At 68.3% G+C, this 17,191-nt stretch carries 15 protein-coding genes and 1 pseudogene; 10 read left to right on the forward strand and 6 right to left on the reverse strand.

The window, feature by feature from the left end; genetic code table 11:
• The first annotated feature begins 233 nt into the window (after nt 1-233).
• The 4 genes from D0C15_RS04320 to D0C15_RS04335 all read left to right on the forward strand — a co-directional run bounded on the left by D0C15_RS04320 (nt 234) and on the right by D0C15_RS04335 (nt 4,934).
• On the forward strand, nt 234-1,358 hold the full coding sequence (locus tag D0C15_RS04320) for a sugar ABC transporter substrate-binding protein (RefSeq protein ID WP_116041027.1): 1,125 nt from the start codon (nt 234-236) through the stop codon (nt 1,356-1,358).
• A gap of 85 nt (nt 1,359-1,443) precedes the next feature.
• A complete protein-coding gene (locus D0C15_RS04325) occupies nt 1,444-2,217 on the forward strand; it encodes an ATP-binding cassette domain-containing protein (protein ID WP_116041028.1) in 774 nt (257 codons plus the stop codon).
• 26 nt (nt 2,218-2,243) lie between these two features.
• The gene (locus D0C15_RS04330; RefSeq protein ID WP_116041029.1) at nt 2,244-3,680 is read left to right on the forward strand and encodes a sugar ABC transporter permease; all 1,437 of its coding nucleotides are present in this window, start codon (nt 2,244-2,246) and stop codon (nt 3,678-3,680) included.
• Nucleotides 3,681-3,764: 84 nt separating this feature from the next.
• A complete protein-coding gene (locus D0C15_RS04335) occupies nt 3,765-4,934 on the forward strand; it encodes an ROK family transcriptional regulator (protein WP_116041030.1) in 1,170 nt (389 codons plus the stop codon).
• A 275-nt stretch (nt 4,935-5,209) separates the two neighbouring features.
• Here D0C15_RS04335 and D0C15_RS04340 read toward each other — a convergent pair whose 3' ends face one another.
• A complete protein-coding gene (locus D0C15_RS04340; RefSeq protein WP_091674771.1) occupies nt 5,210-5,392 on the reverse strand; it encodes a DUF7455 domain-containing protein in 183 nt (60 codons plus the stop codon).
• Nucleotides 5,393-5,662: 270 nt separating this feature from the next.
• On the opposite strand from D0C15_RS04340, the gene D0C15_RS04345 reads away from it, so the two are divergent.
• The 3 genes from D0C15_RS04345 (at nt 5,663) to D0C15_RS04355 (ending at nt 10,298) form a co-directional block, all read left to right on the forward strand.
• On the forward strand, nt 5,663-6,553 hold the full coding sequence (locus tag D0C15_RS04345; RefSeq protein ID WP_116041031.1) for an EamA family transporter: 891 nt from the start codon (nt 5,663-5,665) through the stop codon (nt 6,551-6,553).
• 133 nt (nt 6,554-6,686) lie between these two features.
• Complete coding sequence (locus D0C15_RS04350; RefSeq protein WP_116041032.1) at nt 6,687-7,331, forward strand: DUF6885 family protein; 645 nt, start codon at nt 6,687-6,689, stop codon at nt 7,329-7,331.
• 159 nt (nt 7,332-7,490) lie between these two features.
• On the forward strand, nt 7,491-10,298 hold the full coding sequence (locus D0C15_RS04355; RefSeq protein WP_245975554.1) for a PQQ-dependent sugar dehydrogenase: 2,808 nt from the start codon (nt 7,491-7,493) through the stop codon (nt 10,296-10,298).
• A 26-nt stretch (nt 10,299-10,324) separates the two neighbouring features.
• On the opposite strand, the pseudogene D0C15_RS04360 reads toward D0C15_RS04355, so the two are convergent.
• The 3 genes and pseudogenes from D0C15_RS04360 to ppgK form a co-directional block, all read right to left on the reverse strand.
• Nucleotides 10,325-10,927: pseudogene (locus tag D0C15_RS04360) on the reverse strand (amino acid permease); the annotation flags it as partial.
• Between the two features lie 120 nt (nt 10,928-11,047).
• Nucleotides 11,048-12,478 (reverse strand): RNA polymerase sigma factor, encoded by a 1,431-nt coding sequence (locus tag D0C15_RS04365; protein ID WP_170161322.1) that lies wholly within the window; start codon nt 12,476-12,478, stop codon nt 11,048-11,050.
• Between the two features lie 195 nt (nt 12,479-12,673).
• The gene (gene ppgK, locus D0C15_RS04370) at nt 12,674-13,435 is read right to left on the reverse strand and encodes a polyphosphate--glucose phosphotransferase (protein WP_116041033.1); all 762 of its coding nucleotides are present in this window, start codon (nt 13,433-13,435) and stop codon (nt 12,674-12,676) included.
• 136 nt (nt 13,436-13,571) lie between these two features.
• Between ppgK and D0C15_RS04375 the strand changes: the two genes are divergently transcribed.
• On the forward strand, nt 13,572-14,390 hold the full coding sequence (locus D0C15_RS04375; protein WP_211323082.1) for an inositol monophosphatase family protein: 819 nt from the start codon (nt 13,572-13,574) through the stop codon (nt 14,388-14,390).
• 58 nt (nt 14,391-14,448) lie between these two features.
• On the opposite strand, the gene cei is transcribed toward D0C15_RS04375, so the two are convergent.
• Nucleotides 14,449-15,147: an envelope integrity protein Cei gene (gene cei / locus D0C15_RS04380; RefSeq protein ID WP_245975555.1), complete on the reverse strand. Its 699-nt coding sequence runs from the start codon at nt 15,145-15,147 to the stop codon at nt 14,449-14,451.
• Between the two features lie 495 nt (nt 15,148-15,642).
• Between cei and D0C15_RS04385 the strand changes: the two genes are divergently transcribed.
• On the forward strand, nt 15,643-15,951 hold the full coding sequence (locus D0C15_RS04385; RefSeq protein WP_091674761.1) for a DUF4193 domain-containing protein: 309 nt from the start codon (nt 15,643-15,645) through the stop codon (nt 15,949-15,951).
• A 141-nt stretch (nt 15,952-16,092) separates the two neighbouring features.
• Here D0C15_RS04385 and D0C15_RS04390 read toward each other — a convergent pair whose 3' ends face one another.
• Nucleotides 16,093-16,620, reverse strand: a complete 528-nt coding sequence (locus D0C15_RS04390; RefSeq protein ID WP_116041034.1) for a DUF3093 domain-containing protein — start codon at nt 16,618-16,620, stop codon at nt 16,093-16,095.
• A 66-nt stretch (nt 16,621-16,686) separates the two neighbouring features.
• On the opposite strand from D0C15_RS04390, the gene dut reads away from it, so the two are divergent.
• On the forward strand, nt 16,687-17,142 hold the full coding sequence (gene dut / locus D0C15_RS04395; RefSeq protein WP_116041035.1) for a dUTP diphosphatase: 456 nt from the start codon (nt 16,687-16,689) through the stop codon (nt 17,140-17,142).
• Nucleotides 17,143-17,191 lie beyond the last annotated feature (49 nt).

The following is a 17,191-nucleotide window of genomic DNA, read 5'->3' on the forward strand; positions in this document are numbered from 1 at the left end:
GGCAGTTCTGGTGGCCGACTTGGCAGTTTAGGGCCGATCGATGAGCGGGGGTTCGTCTCCTTCGGTGGCCCGTCCCGTTGCCAAACCGTGTCCGAGCAGCGCCACTTAATCGATCCAGTACATCTTCCGCTGCTCTCGTCCCGGGCATATGTTGCCGTCCACAACATTTAGTGCGACGGAGCGCAGGACCGATTCGGCCGTCGCGCCCAGCTGATCTTGGAAAGGTTCGACGGATGCGCATCAGACCATTTGCCGTTGTCGCGGCGACCATGGTGTCGGCACTCGCCCTCGCCGCATGTGGGGCCAACTCCGAGGGGCCGGCGGAACCCGCTGGCGAGACATCCGCGGATGGCGGAGGGGCGGCGGGCAAGGTGGGCGTGATCCTGCCCGAGACAGCGACCTCGGCGCGCTGGGAGGGCTTCGACAAACCCATGCTGGAGAAGGCTCTGCGTGCGGAAGGCTTCGAGCCCGACGTCCAGAACGCCCAGGGCGACGTCCAGAAGTTCTCCACCCTGGCCGACGGCATGATCAGCCAGGGCGTCAAGGTCCTGATCATCGCCGCGATCAACAGCGAGATCGGCAGCGCGGTCGCGACCAAGGCGAAGAACGCTGGTATCCCGACCATCGACTACGACCGGCTCAACCTCGGCGGCAGCTCCGACTACTACGTCTCGTTCGACAACGTGAAGGTCGGCGAACTGCAGGGACAGGGGCTGGCCGACGCGCTCAAGGGCAAGAAGGGCGCGGAGGTCATCGAGATCGAGGGCGCCCCCACTGACAACAACGCGACCCTGTTCCACGAGGGACAGCGCAACGTGCTGCAGCCGCTGTACGACTCCGGGGACCTCGAACTCGTGCAGAGCCAGCCCATCGATGGATGGGAGAACCAAAAGGGCGGCGTGATGTTCGAACAGATCCTTACGAGCAACGGCGGCAAGGTCGACGGTGTCGTCGCGGCCAACGACGGCCTGGCCGGCGCGGTCATCACCGTGCTGAAGAAGAACGGTCTAAACGGGACAGTGCCGGTGACCGGTCAGGACGCGACAGCCGACGGGCTGAAGGCGATCCTGCGTGGTGACCAGTACATGACGGTGTTCAAGCCGATCCAGCAGGAGGCCGACGCGGTGGCGGCGCTGGCGGCGGCCCTCGCCGAGGGCGACACGGCGGCGGCCGATGCGATCGCCTCCGATGTCAGCAAGGACCCGGAGGGGAACCGGGACGTCAAGTCCGTCCTGCTCGAGCCGGAACTGATCACCAAGAACGAGGTCAAGAAGGTCGTCGACGAGGGGTATGTGCCCGCTGCCGACATCTGCGGCGGCGACCTGCAGCAGGTCTGTGCCGAACTCGGAATCTCCTGACCCCGTACCCATCCCGGACAGCCGGGGCGGGGGTGCCTCCCCCGACGAGGTGCCCCCGTCCCGGTACCCACGCGAAAGAGTTCCGATGAGCGAGCCCATTCTCGAACTGCACCAGATGAACAAGAGCTTCGGCCCCGTGCACGTCCTGCACGACGTGGACTTCGCGGTGCGCGCGGGTGAAGTGACGGCCCTGGTAGGCGACAACGGTGCCGGAAAGTCCACATTGGTCAAATGCATCGCCGGAATCCACACCGCCGACTCGGGAACGGTGACCTTCCAGGGTGAGGCCGCGCATATCCGTGGACCGAGGGACGCGGCGGCACTGGGAATCGAGGTCGTCTACCAGGATCTGGCATTGGCCGACAACCTAGACATCGTGCAGAACATGTTCCTCGGGCGGGAACGCGGCAGTCAGTGGCTGCTCGACGAGGCGAGTATGGAACAGGCCGCGCGCGAGACGCTGGCCTCGTTGTCGGTCCGCACGGTCAAGTCGGTGCGTACTCCGGTGTCCTCATTGTCCGGTGGGCAACGGCAGACCGTGGCGATCGCGAAGTCGGTGCTGTGGGAGAGCAAGGTCGTCCTGCTGGACGAGCCGACCGCCGCACTCGGAGTCGCCCAGACCAGACAGGTCCTCGACCTCGTCCGCAGACTGGCCGAACAGGGCCTCGGTGTCGTGTTGATCAGCCACAACATGGCCGACGTGTTCGAGGTCGCCGACCGGGTCGCCGTGCTGTACCTGGGCCGGATGGTGGCCGACGTGCAGATCAAGGACGTCACCCACGGCCAGGTCGTCGAACTGATCACCGCGGGCCGCTCCGGCGACCTCGGCCTCGCCCGCCCCGAATCCGCCGTTCTGTGAACGAGCGAGTCACGAAAGAACCGGTCATGACTGAGACCCCCACGTCCTCACCGCCCGCATCCCCGCCGCCGAACGCCGCCATCAGTGACTTCGGCATCGACACCACCACCATGTCCTCCAGGGAAGCCGTGCGGGACTACGTTTCCCGCCTGGGTTCCGGGCAGCTCGGCTCGCTTCCGGCGCTGCTCGGGCTGATCGCCCTCGTGATCATGTTCGCGGCCATGTCCGACGTGTTCATGTCGCTGAACAATGTCGCCAACCTGCTCGCACAGGGGGCCGGTCGCACGATCATCGCGATGGGCATCGTCTTCGTCCTGCTGGTCGGCGAGATCGACCTCTCGGCGGGCACGGCCTCCGGGGTCTGCGCCGCACTGATGGCGATGCACCTCGTCGAACAGGGCAACCTGCTCGGCGGCATGGGAAGCACCGTCTTCTACGCCTTCCTCGCGGTACTCGCACTCGCCGCGCTGCTGGCCGCGTTTCTGCGAATCTGGGTCGGGGCAGGGCTTTCGGTGCTCACCATCGTGGTCGCGCTGTCAGGACTCGGCGCGAATCCGTGGGTCGAGATCGGCCTGGCGATCTGCGCCGGCACCGCCATCGGCTGCATCACCGGGTTCCTCGTCTCCAAGATCGGGATGCCCTCCTTCGTCGTGACCCTCGCACTGTTCCTGGCCTGGCAGGGGGTGATCCTGCAGTTCATCGGCGAGGGCGGGGTGCTCGGAATCAGCTCTTCGCCGGTGTTGAACAAGGTCGCGAACGGCAACCTCTCCACGGCGGGCAGCTGGGCGCTGTTCCTGGTCGCCGCTGGCGGCTTCGCGGTGGTGACACTGGGCAGGCACTACTCCCGGCTGAATCGAGGTCTGGTGACTCAGCCGACACCGCTGGTGCTGACCAAGGTGGGTGTCATCGGGGCATTGGGCGCGATCGCCACCTACCTGATGACGATCAACCGCTCGCCCAACGACAACATCGTCATCTCCGGCGTTCCGTACGTCGTGCCGATCGTCCTCGCTCTGCTCGCCGTCGGCACCTACGTGCTGAATCGCACGCGTTACGGCAGGCACATCTACGCCGTCGGCGGCAACAGGGAGGCCGCGCGGCGTGCCGGGATCAACGTGACCAAGATCCGGGCCAGCGTCTTCGTCGTCTGCTCGTCGGTCGCGGCGGTCGGCGCGATCGTGTACTCCTCCAAGGTCGGCTCGGTCGACCCGCAGGCAGGCGGCCTGAACACCCTGCTGTTCGCCGTTGGCGCAGCCGTTATCGGCGGGACGTCGCTGTTCGGGGGCCGGGGCAGGGTGTTCGACGCGGTCATCGGCGGCACGGTGCTCGCGGTGGTGGAAAACGGCCTCGGCCTGCTCGGGCAACCTGCCGCGGTGGTGTCGATCGTGACCGGATTGGTACTGCTGCTGGCTGCGACCGTGGACGCACTATCGCGCAAACGGGCCACCGGAGGGGTGCGATGACCGGGCCTGCCGGCGTCCGGACGTGAGGCGTGAGGGCGGGTCCCGGCGGCTGGCCGTCGCCGGGACAGGTGGGACACTGGCCGCGTGACCAGCACGCCCGTTGCCCGCCCCGACGACGTGCGCCGGCACAACCGAACCACCTTGCTCCGGCTGTTGCACGTGGGCGGCCCGCACACGCGGGCGGCGCTCGCGACCGAACTCGGGCTCAATCGCAGCACGATCAAGACCCTGGTGGACGGGCTCGCCGAGAGCGGTGTGGTCCAGGAGCGGGTGCCGAGGCCGGGAAGGGGCGCGGGGCGGCCGTCGCTGCTCGTGCTGCCCCAGCCGCAGGCCGCGGTCGTGCTCGCGGTGGACGTCCAGGTGGAGCACGTCGCGATCGCGCTGGTCGGGCTGGGCGGGCAGATTCTCGGGCGCAACAGCTGGAACCTGCACGGCCGGACCGGGGAACCGGGCGAGGTCATCACGCACGTCGTGGAGTCCGCCGCCGTACTGGCCGGTGATCTCGGTGTCCAGCCGGTCGCGGCCGGGGTGTCGGTGCCGGGCGTGGTCCGGCGCTCCGACGGACACGTGCACGAGGCGCCGAACCTGCGGTGGACCGAGGTGGCGCTGGGGGAGCGGCTGGCAGCGGTTCTGCGGATTCCGGTCCAGGTGGGCAACGACGCCGAGTTCGGTGCGGTCGCCGAACACCTGCGTGGGACGGCGCGGGGGGCGCAGGACGCCGTGTATGTCTCCGCCGACATCGGAGTGGGGGGCGGGGTCATCGCGCAGGGAGCGTCGCTGCGCGGGGCGGCGGGTTACGTCGGGGAGATCGGGCACATGGTGATCCGACCGGGCGGGCGGACCTGTTACTGCGGTAATCGGGGGTGCTGGGAGACCGAGGTGGGGGAGGCGGCCCTGTGCCGCGCGCTGGAGCTGGAGCCGGACAGCCCGAGGGGCATGGTGATCGTGGAGCTGCGGCGGCTGGCCGGTGTGCCCGGCGAGGCCCGTGCGCGACTCGCGGAGTTCGCCGAATGGCTCACACTCGGCCTGGTCAACGTCGTGAACCTGCTCGGTCCGCAGCTGGTGGTGCTGGGGGATCTGTTCACCGCGCTGCCACCGTCGGTGCTGGACCAGGTCGAGGCGGAGGTGCGCAGACGCAGTCTGGTCAGCAGAGCGGTCGGTGGCGTCCGGGTCGAGGCGTCGAAGCTCGGCGCCGACGTCAAACTGCTCGGCGCCGCCGAGGCGGCCTTCGAAGGCGTCCTGGACACCGTCTGACCCCGCCCGTCACCCCCGGCTGGTGGTAGGTGTGCCTGCAAGTACGCCCAAGCAAGATCAAGAGCGCCGTTTTCCGCCGCCAAGTGCCCTGGCCCGCCCGTGCAGGGCGCCGCAGGTTGGTAGCGGTTGGTGACGCTGTGGATCTTGCTTGGGCGTACTTGCAGACGCTCCATTCCTGGGCGGGACGCAGCGCGGTGGTGCGCACGGCTATCCGGGGTGGATGTGCAACGGGCGGGGACCCCGTGAGGTCCCCGCCCGTGTGCGTCTGTGCGGCGTCAGCCGCCCTGGATGTTGGCGTCCAGCTCCTTCAGCCGGGACTCGTGCTCACGACCGTGGTGGCCGCAGAACAGAAGCTCGCCACCAGTGCTCAGGATTGCGCGAAACTTCGCCGCCGCACCGCAACGGTCGCAACGGTCCGCAGCGGTCAGTTCGGGGCGGGTGAGCGTGGGTGAAGTCATGGGAGTCTCCCTCCGTCCCGGCACCGGCGGTGCCGATGCCATCGATCCAGCCGCGACCACTCTGGTGAAAACCCGGCGATCGGATGATCGCCAGCTCCGCGGTGCTCGCTGCCTCCACTCTTGCAGACGTTTCGGCGCCCGCAAGTGTTCCCGGCTGTGTGGGAGGTGTGTCACGCGTAATTACCCCAGATGTCGTAAGTCCGTCCCGACAGGTAGGACGGCCGGGGTCAAAACTCGGCATTTCCGCCGGTCAGGCACCATGTGGAGGTGATGGCCTCGTTATCTGTCCGACGCCTTTCCGCCATTCCCGCTCCTGCCGTGTTCGTTCTCAGCGGAATTTCCATGTACCTCGGTGCGGCGATCGCGGTCGGCATTTTCGGCGCAGCCACTCCGGCCGGAGTGGCCTGGCTGCGTTGTCTCGGGGCCGCGCTGATGCTGCTGGCATGGCGCAGGCCCGGAAGGGCGGCGTGGCGGGGTCGGCCTCTGCTGCTCGCCGGGGCGTTCGGAGTGGTCACCGCGGGAATGAACGTGCTCTTCTACGAAGCGATCGCGCGGCTGCCCCTCGGCACGGCGGTGGCGCTGGAGTTCACCGGACCGGTGCTGGTGGCCGCGCTGGGCTCCCGTGGCCGCCGAGACGTGTTCGCCCTGTTGCTGGTGGGTGCCGGGGTGCTGTGCATCGCCGACGTCCGGCTCGCGGGCAGCCCGGCGGGGGTGCTGTTCGCCCTCGGCGCCGCCGCGGCGTGGGCCGCGTACATCGTGATCGGGCAGCGGGTGGCGATCGGCGGCAACGCAGGATCCGGTATCGACAGCCTCGCCGTGGGGTTCGCCGTGGCCACGGTGCTGCTCTCGCCCCTGGCGCTCGGCACGACAGGAGTCTGGGGCTCGCCGCGGCTGCTCCTGCTCGGCGTCGGGGTCGGGCTGTTGTCCACCGTCGTCCCGTACGCGCTGGACCAGGTCGTGCTGCGCCGCGTCGGCAGGGCCCGCTTCGCTCTGCTGCTGGCGTTGTTGCCGGTCACGGCGGGGGTGACCGGCCTCATCGTGCTCGCCCAGGTCCCCACACCGCTGGAAGCCGCAGGCACCCTCGCGGTCGTCGCCGGGGTGGCCCTGCGGTCCCGGGACGAACCGTCCACCCGGACCGCGCCGCCCGTTGAACCGGCCTGAGTGGCCGGGAGACGGCCGGAAAGCATGTGACCGGCCCCGCCACCACTGGCAGGATGCAACGATGACGACAGGCGGTCTGAGCGCCTTCCAGATGCCCACGCATCGTCGTGTGGTCCCTGACGGGCGGTTCTGAGTGTCGCTACTCGAGGACGTCAGGTGGCTGCCCGGCACCGCCGGGCTGCGGGCCGAACTGTCGGCCGGAGCCGGTGGCCCTCGGCGCACCCCGGAACAACTGGCGGTGCTTGCGCTGGCCGGAGAGGTGCGCCGGACGGGCGAGCCCGGCTCGACGGTGCCGCAACTGTTGCCGAGAACCGTCCGCGAACTCTCGGCTGGCCGGCTTCGGGCCGTGCCGGTGCTCGGGCCGTGGACGGCGGAGTTCGTCTGCCTCCTCCTCGAAGCGGCCATGCGGCTCAGCGCCGTGGTGCCGATCGCGGCCGTGGACACCGGCTCGTTCGCCGCGGCGGACACCCCGCAGCGAGCGTTGCGCGACTTCCTGGACACCGGGCTGCCACCGCTGTGGATGTCGGCGCACCGAACCGCCGAGGTCGTGTTCGTCGGTGGACTCCTGCGTGGCCGCGAAGGCGCACTGGCCTGCGTGCTGGACACGGCGCCCGGTCACCGGGCGCAACTGCAGCCCCTGTCGCATCTGGCGGCGGCGTTGCACGACGCGGGCATGCTGCTCGTCGTCCACGCGGCCGAGGCCGGTCGCGCTCGCCGGATCGTCACCGAGGCCGGGCTGCGGACGCGGACGTGGGATGACGAGGACAGCGTCGGTTGAACACCGTCTGTCGTGCTCCCGGAGGTCGCCGTCAACCCGGGTCGATACCACCGCGCTGCCGCGACACGGTTTCGTAACCAAGCACCTTGGTCAGGAACGAAGCCGCCCGGCGGAACGAGAAACAACCGAAAGGGTGCGTTGTGCTCGGAAGGGGCGGACATGGTCGGACGCGGCGGCGTGATGGTGTGGACAGCTGTTCTGGTTCTCGGGTTGCTGTTGATACCGGCCCCCGCGCACGCGGTGGCGGCACTGCCCACGGGCTTCGCGCTGAGCGAGCGGGCCAGCGGGCAGGAGCCGTACCAGCTCACCGACTTCGCGTACTTGCCGGACGGCGGGATTCTCAGCACCGGAAAGCCGGGCACCGTTGCCTGGGTCGCGCCGGACGGTGGATCCAAGACGATCGCGAACCTGCCCACGTACGACGTCCAGGATCTCGGCCTGGTCGGTATCGCCGTCGCCACCGACTACCTGACATCGCGGGAGATCTACCTGGCCAGGTCCGTGCCCTCGGGCGACGGCGGATTCACCATCGGGCTCGCGCGCTGGACGGTCACCGGAGCTGATGAACCAACCGGACTCGGCGGTGAACGAGTGCTGGTGGAACTGCCTGGTGAGTCCACGGTCCACGGCATCACGGGCATCGTGACGGCCCCGGACAACACCGTCTGGGTCTCCATCGGTGACGTGTCGGACTACACGAAGGTGGACCGCAGAGCGCTGCGCGCCCAGGACCCCGATGCGCTCCAGGGCAAGATCCTGCACATCACCCGTGAGGGGCTCGGGGTGCCGGGCAACCCCTCGTACAACCCGTCCGATCCCGCGTCCGTGCGCAGTCGTGTCTACGCCAGTGGTTTCCGCAGCCCTTTCCGGCTCGCCCTCGATCCCGACCTCGGTATGCCCATCGTCGGAGACGTCGGCTGGCGGAACTGGGAGGAGGTCGGGTTCGTGCGGCCCGGGTCAAACCACTCCTGGCCCTGCTGGGAGGGCACTCAACGGACGCCTGGCTACCAGGAGTTTTCCGAATGCGCCGGGGTGGCGAACAATCCTCCGCTCTGGGCCTACTCCCACGGCAGCGGGGTCGACCAGGGCAACAGCGTCACCGGAGGGATCGTCTACAGCGGGAGCAGCTATCCCGAGCGGTACCGGGGGGCGTACTTCTTCGGTGACTACGTGACGAAAAAGCTGTGGTCACTGCGGTACGACGAGCAGGGCAGGCTGGTCCAGCCGCCCCAGAGCCCGCCGCTGGGAACCGATATCGGCGGGCCGGTGAAGTTCGCCGCCGCCCCCAACGGCGACATCGTGTATGCCGACATCTACACCGGATCATTGCGGCGTCTGACCTATGTGGACGGAAACTCGGCGCCGTCGGCGAAGGCCACTACCCGGACCGACCCCGGCACCCGAACCGTGAGTTTCGACGGGACCGAGTCGGTGGACTACGACAGTGACCCGTTGACATACCAATGGGACTTCGGGGACGGCAGCGGTGCGGCGGGTGCACACGTCGACCACACCTACGCCGTGGGCTCCGACCGTGTCACCGCAGCGTTGACCGTCACGGATCCCCTTGGCGCCAACGATCGGGTGGAGTTCGTGGTGGCGCCGGGAAATCACTCGCCCGACCTGCGGCTCACCGAGCCACCGGAGCAAGACTTCGCGGTGCACGATCCAGTGACCACCTCGGCCACGGCGCAGGACGCCGAGGACGGCGACTTGCCGGTCAGCTGGATGATCAAGGTCCTGCACTGTTCGCAGGAGGCGACCTGCCACGCGCATCCCGCGACCGGCGGAACGCGTTACTCGCTCACGACTCCCTTCACCGACCACCCGGATTCGCGAATGGAGATCACGGCGACCGCCACCGACAGCGCGGGTGTGTCGGTCAGCAAGACGTATGTGGCGTGGCCGCGCGAGCACCGGCTGACGCTGCGCGGTTCCGTGCCCGCGGCACTGCAGATCACCTCCGAGGGAGGTGGCAACACGACCATGGTCACCGAGGGTGCGAACGTCGACGTCGTTGCCGCGGCTGTTGCCGCTGACGGGGTGTCGAGCTTCGCGAAGTGGGCCGATGGCTCGGCGTCGCGGAACCGCAGCCTGACGATGGGAACGTCCGACCTCACCCTGACGGCCGAGTACACGAGCCCCATCCAGCAGCGATACGGCAGTGATCCGGCACTGCGTGAACTGCTGGGGGTGGCGACAGGCCCGGAGATGACGGACGGCGGCGTGCGCTACCGGACCTACGAACGAGGCAGGCTGTACTGGTCCGCGTCGACCGGGGTGCACGAGACGCACGGAAGGATCATGGACAAGTACCTCGAGCGCGGTGGCCACACCACGCTCGGGCTGCCGGTCACCGATGAGAAGCCGACCCCGGACGAAGTCGGCCGCTACAACCATTTCTCTGGAGTCCCGGGAACGGGTCCGGCGTCGATTTATTACACGCCGTCGACCGGTGCGCATGCGGTGTGGGGTGCGATCCGGCGGCAGTGGGCGGCGTTGGGCTGGGAGTTGGGTCCGATGGGTTATCCGACGACGGATGAGAAGCCGACGCCGGACAAAGTCGGCCGGTACAACCATTTCAGCAAGGCGGCGTCGATTTATTACACGCCGTCGACCGGTGCGCATGCGGTGTGGGGTGCGATCCGGCGGCAGTGGGCGGCGTTGGGCTGGGAGTTGGGTCCGATGGGTTATCCGACGACGGATGAGAAGCCGACGCCGGACAAAGTCGGCCGGTACAACCACTTCAGCAAGGCCGCCTCGATCTATTACACGCCGTCCACCGGAGCGCACGAGGTGTACGGCGCGATCCGGCGACGCTGGTCCGCGCTCGGCTGGGAACGGTCCTACCTCGGTTACCCGACCACTGGTGAGTACGCCGTGTCCGGCGGACGACGGAACAACTTTCAGCACGGATACGCGGTGTACTCCTTCAGCACGAAGCAGGTGGTCGACCGCCGATACTGAAGAGCGGCCTCATCACGTGTTCGTCCTCATTGGATTGTGGTGGCGCCGGTGTCCTTGTTGGCGGCCAGCCGGGAGTGCTTGCGGCCGTAAAAGAAGTAGATGAGCAGACCGAGACCGAGCCAGGCGGCGAACCGCAGCCAGGTGAGGACATCGAGGTTGAGCATCAGGGCCAGACAGGCCAGTGCCGTCGCGACGGGCACCACAGGGGAGAAGGGCGCCCGGAACGGCCGTCGCAGATTGGGCCGGGTGCGCCGCAGTACCGGCACGGCCACCGCGACGATGATCATCGCGGACAGGGCACCGATGCTCACCATGTCGGCGAGTTCACTGATCGGCACGAACGCGGCGAGCAGAGCGACCAGTGTGGCTCCGCCGATGGTCATCCGGTGTGGCGTTCCCCAAAGAGGGTGCGCGGTACCCAGCTTCGCGGGCAGCAGACCGTCGCGGCCCATGGCGAAACCGATGCGGCCGATCGTCACGAGTTCGACCATCATCACCGAGGTCAGACCGGTGACGGCGCCGAGGGAGATCAACGCGCTGATCCAGTGCAGGCCGACCGAGTCGAAAGCCGAGGCCAGCGGTGCACCCTCGGCGATATTCGTGAACGGCACCATTCCGGTCCACAAGAGATAGTGCCGCTGATGGCGGTGGCTGGCACGCGGGGGAGTAGATCGGCGGGGAACTAAACGGGCCCTCCCGGCTGCCTGGGGGCAGCCGGGAGGGCCCGTTCGAGTGCTGTGTGGCCTGACTCAGTCGAGGTAGTCCCGCAGAACCTGCGACCGCGAAGGATGCCGCAGCTTCGACATCGTCTTCGACTCGATCTGCCGGATCCGTTCGCGGGTCACCCCGTAGACCTGGCCGATCTCGTCCAGCGTGCGTGGCTGGCCGTCGGTGAGACCGAAGCGCAACCGGACCACGCCGGCCTCGCGCTCGGACAGGGTCTGCAGCACCGACTGGAGCTGGTCCTGCAGCAAGGTGAACGACACCGCGTCCACCGCGACCACGGCTTCGCTGTCCTCGATGAAGTCACCGAGCTGCGAGTCACCCTCGTCACCGATGGTCTGGTCCAGTGAGATCGGCTCCCGCGCGTACTGCTGGATCTCCAGGACCTTCTCCGGGGAGATGTCCATCTCCTTGGCGAGTTCCTCGGGAGTCGGCTCGCGACCCAGGTCCTGCAGCAGCTCACGCTGTATGCGGCCGAGCTTGTTGATCACCTCGACCATGTGCACCGGAATACGGATGGTGCGTGCCTGGTCGGCCATGGCCCTGGTGATGGCCTGGCGGATCCACCAGGTGGCGTAGGTGGAGAACTTGAAGCCCTTGGTGTAGTCGAACTTCTCCACCGCGCGGATCAGTCCGAGGTTGCCCTCCTGGATCAGGTCCAGGAAAGCCATGCCACGGCCGGTGTAGCGCTTGGCCAGCGAAACCACGAGTCGCAGGTTCGCCTCGAGCAGGTGGTTCTTGGCCCGCTCTCCGTCGCGCACGATCCACTTGAGGTCGCGGCGCATCTGGGTGGCGAGCTTCTCGCCCTCCTCCTCCGCTGCTCGAACACGGTCGGCGGCGTAGAGCCCGGCCTCGATCCGCTTGGCGAGCTCCACCTCCTCCTCGGCGTTGAGCAGTGCCACCTTGCCGATCTGCTTGAGGTAGGCACGCACGGAGTCGGCCGAGGCCGTGAGCTCGGCGTCCTTGCGGGCCTGCCGCAGGGCCTCCGACTCCTCCTCGTCCCAGACGAAGTCCGGGTCGTTGGGCGACTTGGCCCCGCCCTTGGCCCGGCTGGTCGTGGCGGCCGGCTCCGAGGATTCTTCCGCCTCCTCGGGCTCTTCGGCCTCTTCGGTCACGGTGGCGTCGACGACGTCGACCTCCACCGTCTCCACGTCGAGGTCTGACAGGTCGACCTCCTCGAGTTCGGCGTCGTCACCGGGCCCGTCCGGCTCACCCTTGGTGTCGCCGGTCTTGGCGCCCTTGCGGCCCTTGGCCGGTGCCTTCTTCGCGGGCGCCTTGCGGCCGGGCGACTTCGCGGCCGCCTTCTGGTCCGCCGGACCCTCGGTGCCCGTGGTGTCCGGGTCGGCCGCCGTGTCCTCGCCGGCCGTCGAGGTCTTGGCGGCGCTCGTTGATTTCGTCCCGCTTCGGGTTGCGGTTCTTGCGGCTGCCACGTACGCCCTTTCACAGCGGTCGATCATGACGAGCCGAGACACGTACGTCCCAGCTGCCTCAGATTCGGGGATCACGCCCCGGCCTGCGGTTTTGCTTGCCGCAGCCGTGGGCCGTGTTCCATTGTAACGACGATGCTCCCCGGCGTCGCGAAGCGATCAACTCCGGCGTGTGCCGGAAGGCGCTTCCGGGCGGTTCCGCCACGGCGGAAGACGGCCTGACGATCAGTGCTCGATGCCCTCGGCCGCGGCCAGCGCGGCACCCACGATCCCCGCGTTGTTCTGCAACGATGCCACCACGATCTCGGTGCGGATGTCGAGCAGCGGAACCCATTTCTCCGATTTCTTGCTGACTCCGCCCCCGACGATGATCAGATCGGGGGCCATCAGGCCCTCCAGCACAGTCAGGTAACGGTTTACCCGCTGCGCCCATTCGGGGTACGAGAGGTCCTCGTTGTCCTTGATCGAGGCCGCCGCCCGCTTCTCGGCGTCGTGGCCGTCCACTTCCAGATGGCCGAACTCCGTGTTGGGCAGGAGCTTGCCGTCCAGGAACACGGCGCTGCCGATCCCGGTGCCGAAGGTGAGCAGGACCGTCACCCCGGTGCGCGCCTCCGGATGACCGAACCGGATCTCCGCCATCCCGGCCGCGTCGGCGTCGTTGAGCATCGCGACGTCGTCGATATCGCGGCCGAGCCGCTTGGCGAACAGCGCGTCGGCGTCGGTGCCGATCCACGAAGGGTCGATGTTGGCGGCGGTGCGCGCGAAGCCCTTCTTGATCACGGCGGGCAGGGTGACGCCCACGGGACCTTCCCAGTCGAACTCGGCCACGATGTCGGCCACCACGTCGGCGATGGCCTCGGGGGTGGAGGGCCGCGGGGTGTCGACCCGCCGCCGGTCACCGATGAGCCTGCCTTGTTCCAGATCGACCAAGCCGCCCTTGATGCCACTGCCGCCGATGTCGATACCGAAGCCACGGGTCGCCGTCATTGGCGTGATCCCTTCATCGTTCGTGTCCCATCCGTAACCATGCCCGGCGAACGTTGAGGCCGGTGTTCGCCCGAGTTACCTTCTCGATTCAGAAACCTGCGCACGAGACTTTAGCCGGATGTGATCCCATGACGTCATGGGTGCTTCGAGAACAATCGAATCCGAGCTCACCGACATCGCCGAGCAGGTCGCCGCCGAGGCCGCCGAGCTGGTGCGCGAGGCAAGGGACGGGATGTGGGCAGGGCGCGCCGTCGACGTCGACACCAAGAGCACCGACACCGATGTCGTGACCGCGGTGGACCGCGAGGCCGAACGGTTCGTCCGGACGAGGCTCGCGCAGTTGCGGCCGGGTGAGTCCGTGCTGGGTGAGGAGGAAGGCGGAACGGCGGGCACCGGGGTCACCTGGGTCGTCGATCCGATCGACGGGACCGTCAACTTCCTCTACGGCTACCCCTGGTTCTCGGTGTCGCTCGCGGCGCAGGTGGACGGGGTGTCGGTGGCCGGTGCCGTGGTGGAGCCGATCAGCGGCCGTCGCTGGACCGCGACCCGGGGAGCTGGCGCGTGGCTGGACGGCCGCCCGTTGCGCGTCTCCGCGCCGCGACGGCTGGAGCTGGCGCTGTTGAGCACCGGGTTCGCGTACCGGGTCGAGCGGCGCACTCAGCAGGCGGCGATGGTCGCCGGGCTGGTGAGCCGGGTGCGCGACGTGCGCAGGGCCGGCGCGGCTTCGCTCGATCTCTGCGCTGTCGCCGCGGGCTGGGTGGACGCCTACTTCGAGCACGGGCTCTCGCGCTGGGACTGGGCCGCGGGTGCCCTTGTCGCTGCCGAGGCGGGCGCGGTCGTCTCGCTGCCGGGCGCGGACCCCGAGTTGGGCTCGGACGCCACGTTCGCGGCGGCGCCGCCGATCGCGGAGGCACTGCGCTCCGCCCTGATCGAGTGCGGGGCCGGAGCGATCTGACGGCCGTGCCGCCCGGCGAGGTCCACGTGGTCCACACGGCCCACGTGGACCCGGGCCGTCAGCAGTGGGCGTCGCGAGCCGCGGTGATCAGGGTCGGGTCGATCTGCGAAGCCGGTGTGGCCGCCTGTTCGCCACCGCCCTGGTCCGACTGGCTGGCCGACCACTTACTGAGCTGGTCCAGGATCTGCAGGCCCTCCTTGCGCGGCCGCACGCCGTTGAAGAGTGTGCCGATGGAGAAGTCGACCGTCGCGTCCTTGCGGTTGTCCCTGATCAGCTCTGCGCACGGCTCCACCAGGCTCAGCGTGCGCGCCGCCGCCCTGCCGTTCTCGCCGAACCGGATCTGGCCACGGCAGTTCGCCTGCACTTCCTCGTACGCGGGATCGTTTGCCGGCTCCGCCGTCTCGGTGAAGCCCAGTTCACGCAGTGCCGCGGTGGTCAGGGCGGCACCGTTGCGTGCCTCGCTGGCGTTGAGAACCTGTACGGCGACCTTGTCGGGCGGAACGGGCGTGACACCGTCGAGGCCGCCGTGGCCAAGTGAGGTGTAGGTCACACCCTGTGGTGGGGCGGCTTCAGGTTCGCACCGGACGGCTTCGTTCAGGCCCTCGCGATTGACGATGACGTTGAGCCAGACGAACACCGAGATGGCCCCCAGCAAGCCGATGACGATGAGCGCGGGCAGTGGCCGATGCTTGCGGTACGGCCTTGACTTCCGCCCCCCGCGTCCAGCACCGCTGATCCCGCCGATCCCCGACACCACCTGCCCCGTCCCTTCCGGTCACTGACCGTGTCACTACTGACACCGTCGTTGCAGATCAGCCTAGGCGTTACAGCCGAGTACCCCGCTACGGGCACCACGGGCACGCCGGCTCACCGTCCGTGGACGCCCGCGCCGGCACCGGTCATCGGCGGATTCCCTGGACGAACCCCACCTCAGCGGCCATCTCGGCCGGACGGCCCCGCGGTCGCCTGCACCTCGGTTCCACCCAAAAGAGTTAACCCGTGACGAGGGCTCTCTGCGCCTGTCGAGTGATCTACGCACGGTGACGGGCAACCTGTTTCCGTGCCGTTTCCGTCATGGGCTACCCTCTGCGGGCTCCGGGCGTAGATCGAGACGGGAAAACAGAGATCTCCCTCACTGCGAAGCCGGGCACAAAAAGGGGCGCTGGGACGTTTACCAGCGACACGAAGGACTCACGGGATGGCCCGGAGTCCGGGTCATCTGATATCGACGCTGATCGCAGGGGTGAGGGAAATGGCGACCGACTACGACGCTCCGCGCCGCAGCGAGGCCGACGAGCTGGCCGAAGACTCGTTGGAGGAGCTGAAGGCGCGGCGCAATGAAACACAATCCGGCGTGGTGGACGTGGACGAGGACGCCACCGCGGAGAACTTCGAGCTTCCCGGGGCAGATCTCTCCGGGCTCTCCGGCGAGGACCTGACCGTCAAGGTCGTACCGAAGCAGGCCGACGAGTTCACCTGCTCGGTGTGTTTCCTGGTGCATCACAGGAGCAGGCTCTCCGAGGAGAGTGGCGGAAGGCTGATCTGCCGCGACTGTGCCTGACGGCACCGGGCCGCGACCGGCCAGTACGGGTCGCGGACCCGGAGGGACGCATGCGAAGGGGTGGTGGGACCGAGAGGTCCGTGCCACCCCTTCCGCTTGTCCGCGGCCCTGCGGCGGCGGCACCGAGGCTTGTGATGCTCCTCACTCCGTGCTGGTCAGCGGGGCGCGACTGGACCGGATGGCCTCGGCCAGCGCTTCCGGATCGCGGCTGCTGATCAGCCAGTAGGGGGTGGGGTCCGCGGGGTCGGTCAGTTCCACCCGGACGACGGGGCCCACCCACCCTCGGTGCAGGACGAAGGCGGCCGGATCGAGTTCGGGGCCAAGGGCCTTGCGCTTGCGGTCCTTGCCGATCACCTCGATCTCACCGGTGAACCGCACGGGCAGGTGGGCATCGCCGGCTCGAAGTTCCACTTCGCCTGCCTCCGTCGCCGCGGCGCCGTCGTCGCTCACCGCTACCTTCGCCCGGCCGAATGCGATCAGCAGCGCGGCGACCAGCGGGAGCAGCACCACGTAGGGGAGCCAGGAGCGCACTCCCGGGTATCCCATGTGAATCTCGGCAGCGAGCAGCCCGCCGCCGATCAGCGGCAGGGGCCAGCCCCACCAGGGCACATAGAGCCGTTCGAGGTACCAGGTCCGGGTTCCGGCCTGTCTGCCGCTCGTCTCCGCCACGCCGTCTGCCCGCCGATCAACCGCACTTGTGCTACCGCTCACGACCTCAGGGTAGTCTCGCCGCCCGTGTCCAGCGTGCAGGTCCTGCTCTCCAGAACTGATCCCGGTGTCCCCCTCCCGTCCTACGCCAGACAGGGCGACGCGGGTGCCGATCTCGTCACCACGACCGATGTCGTGCTCGAACCCGGCGCACGTTCGCTCGTCGGTACCGGGATAGCCATCGCACTGCCGCCCGGGTATGCGGGGTTCGTCCATCCGAGGTCCGGGCTCGCCGCCAGGGCGGGGCTCTCCGTGGTGAACACGCCGGGGACCATCGACTCCGGCTACCGCGGCGAGATCCGTGTCTGCCTGATCAACCACGACCCGCACGAGCCGATCGTGCTGTCGCGAGGTGATCGCATCGCCCAGTTGGTCATTCAGCGGGTAGAGCACGCCGAGTTCGTCGAGGTCGATGAACTCGACAAGTCGGAGCGCGGCGCCGGCGGCTACGGTTCGACAGGTGGGCATGCCGTTCTCGGCTAGCGGATGCCACACGGCTAGATTGAGCTCACTGGGGAAGGAAACGGAGAGC

It is taken from the genome of Amycolatopsis palatopharyngis, assembly GCF_003385185.1.
Taxonomy (GTDB): domain Bacteria; phylum Actinomycetota; class Actinomycetes; order Mycobacteriales; family Pseudonocardiaceae; genus Amycolatopsis; species Amycolatopsis palatopharyngis.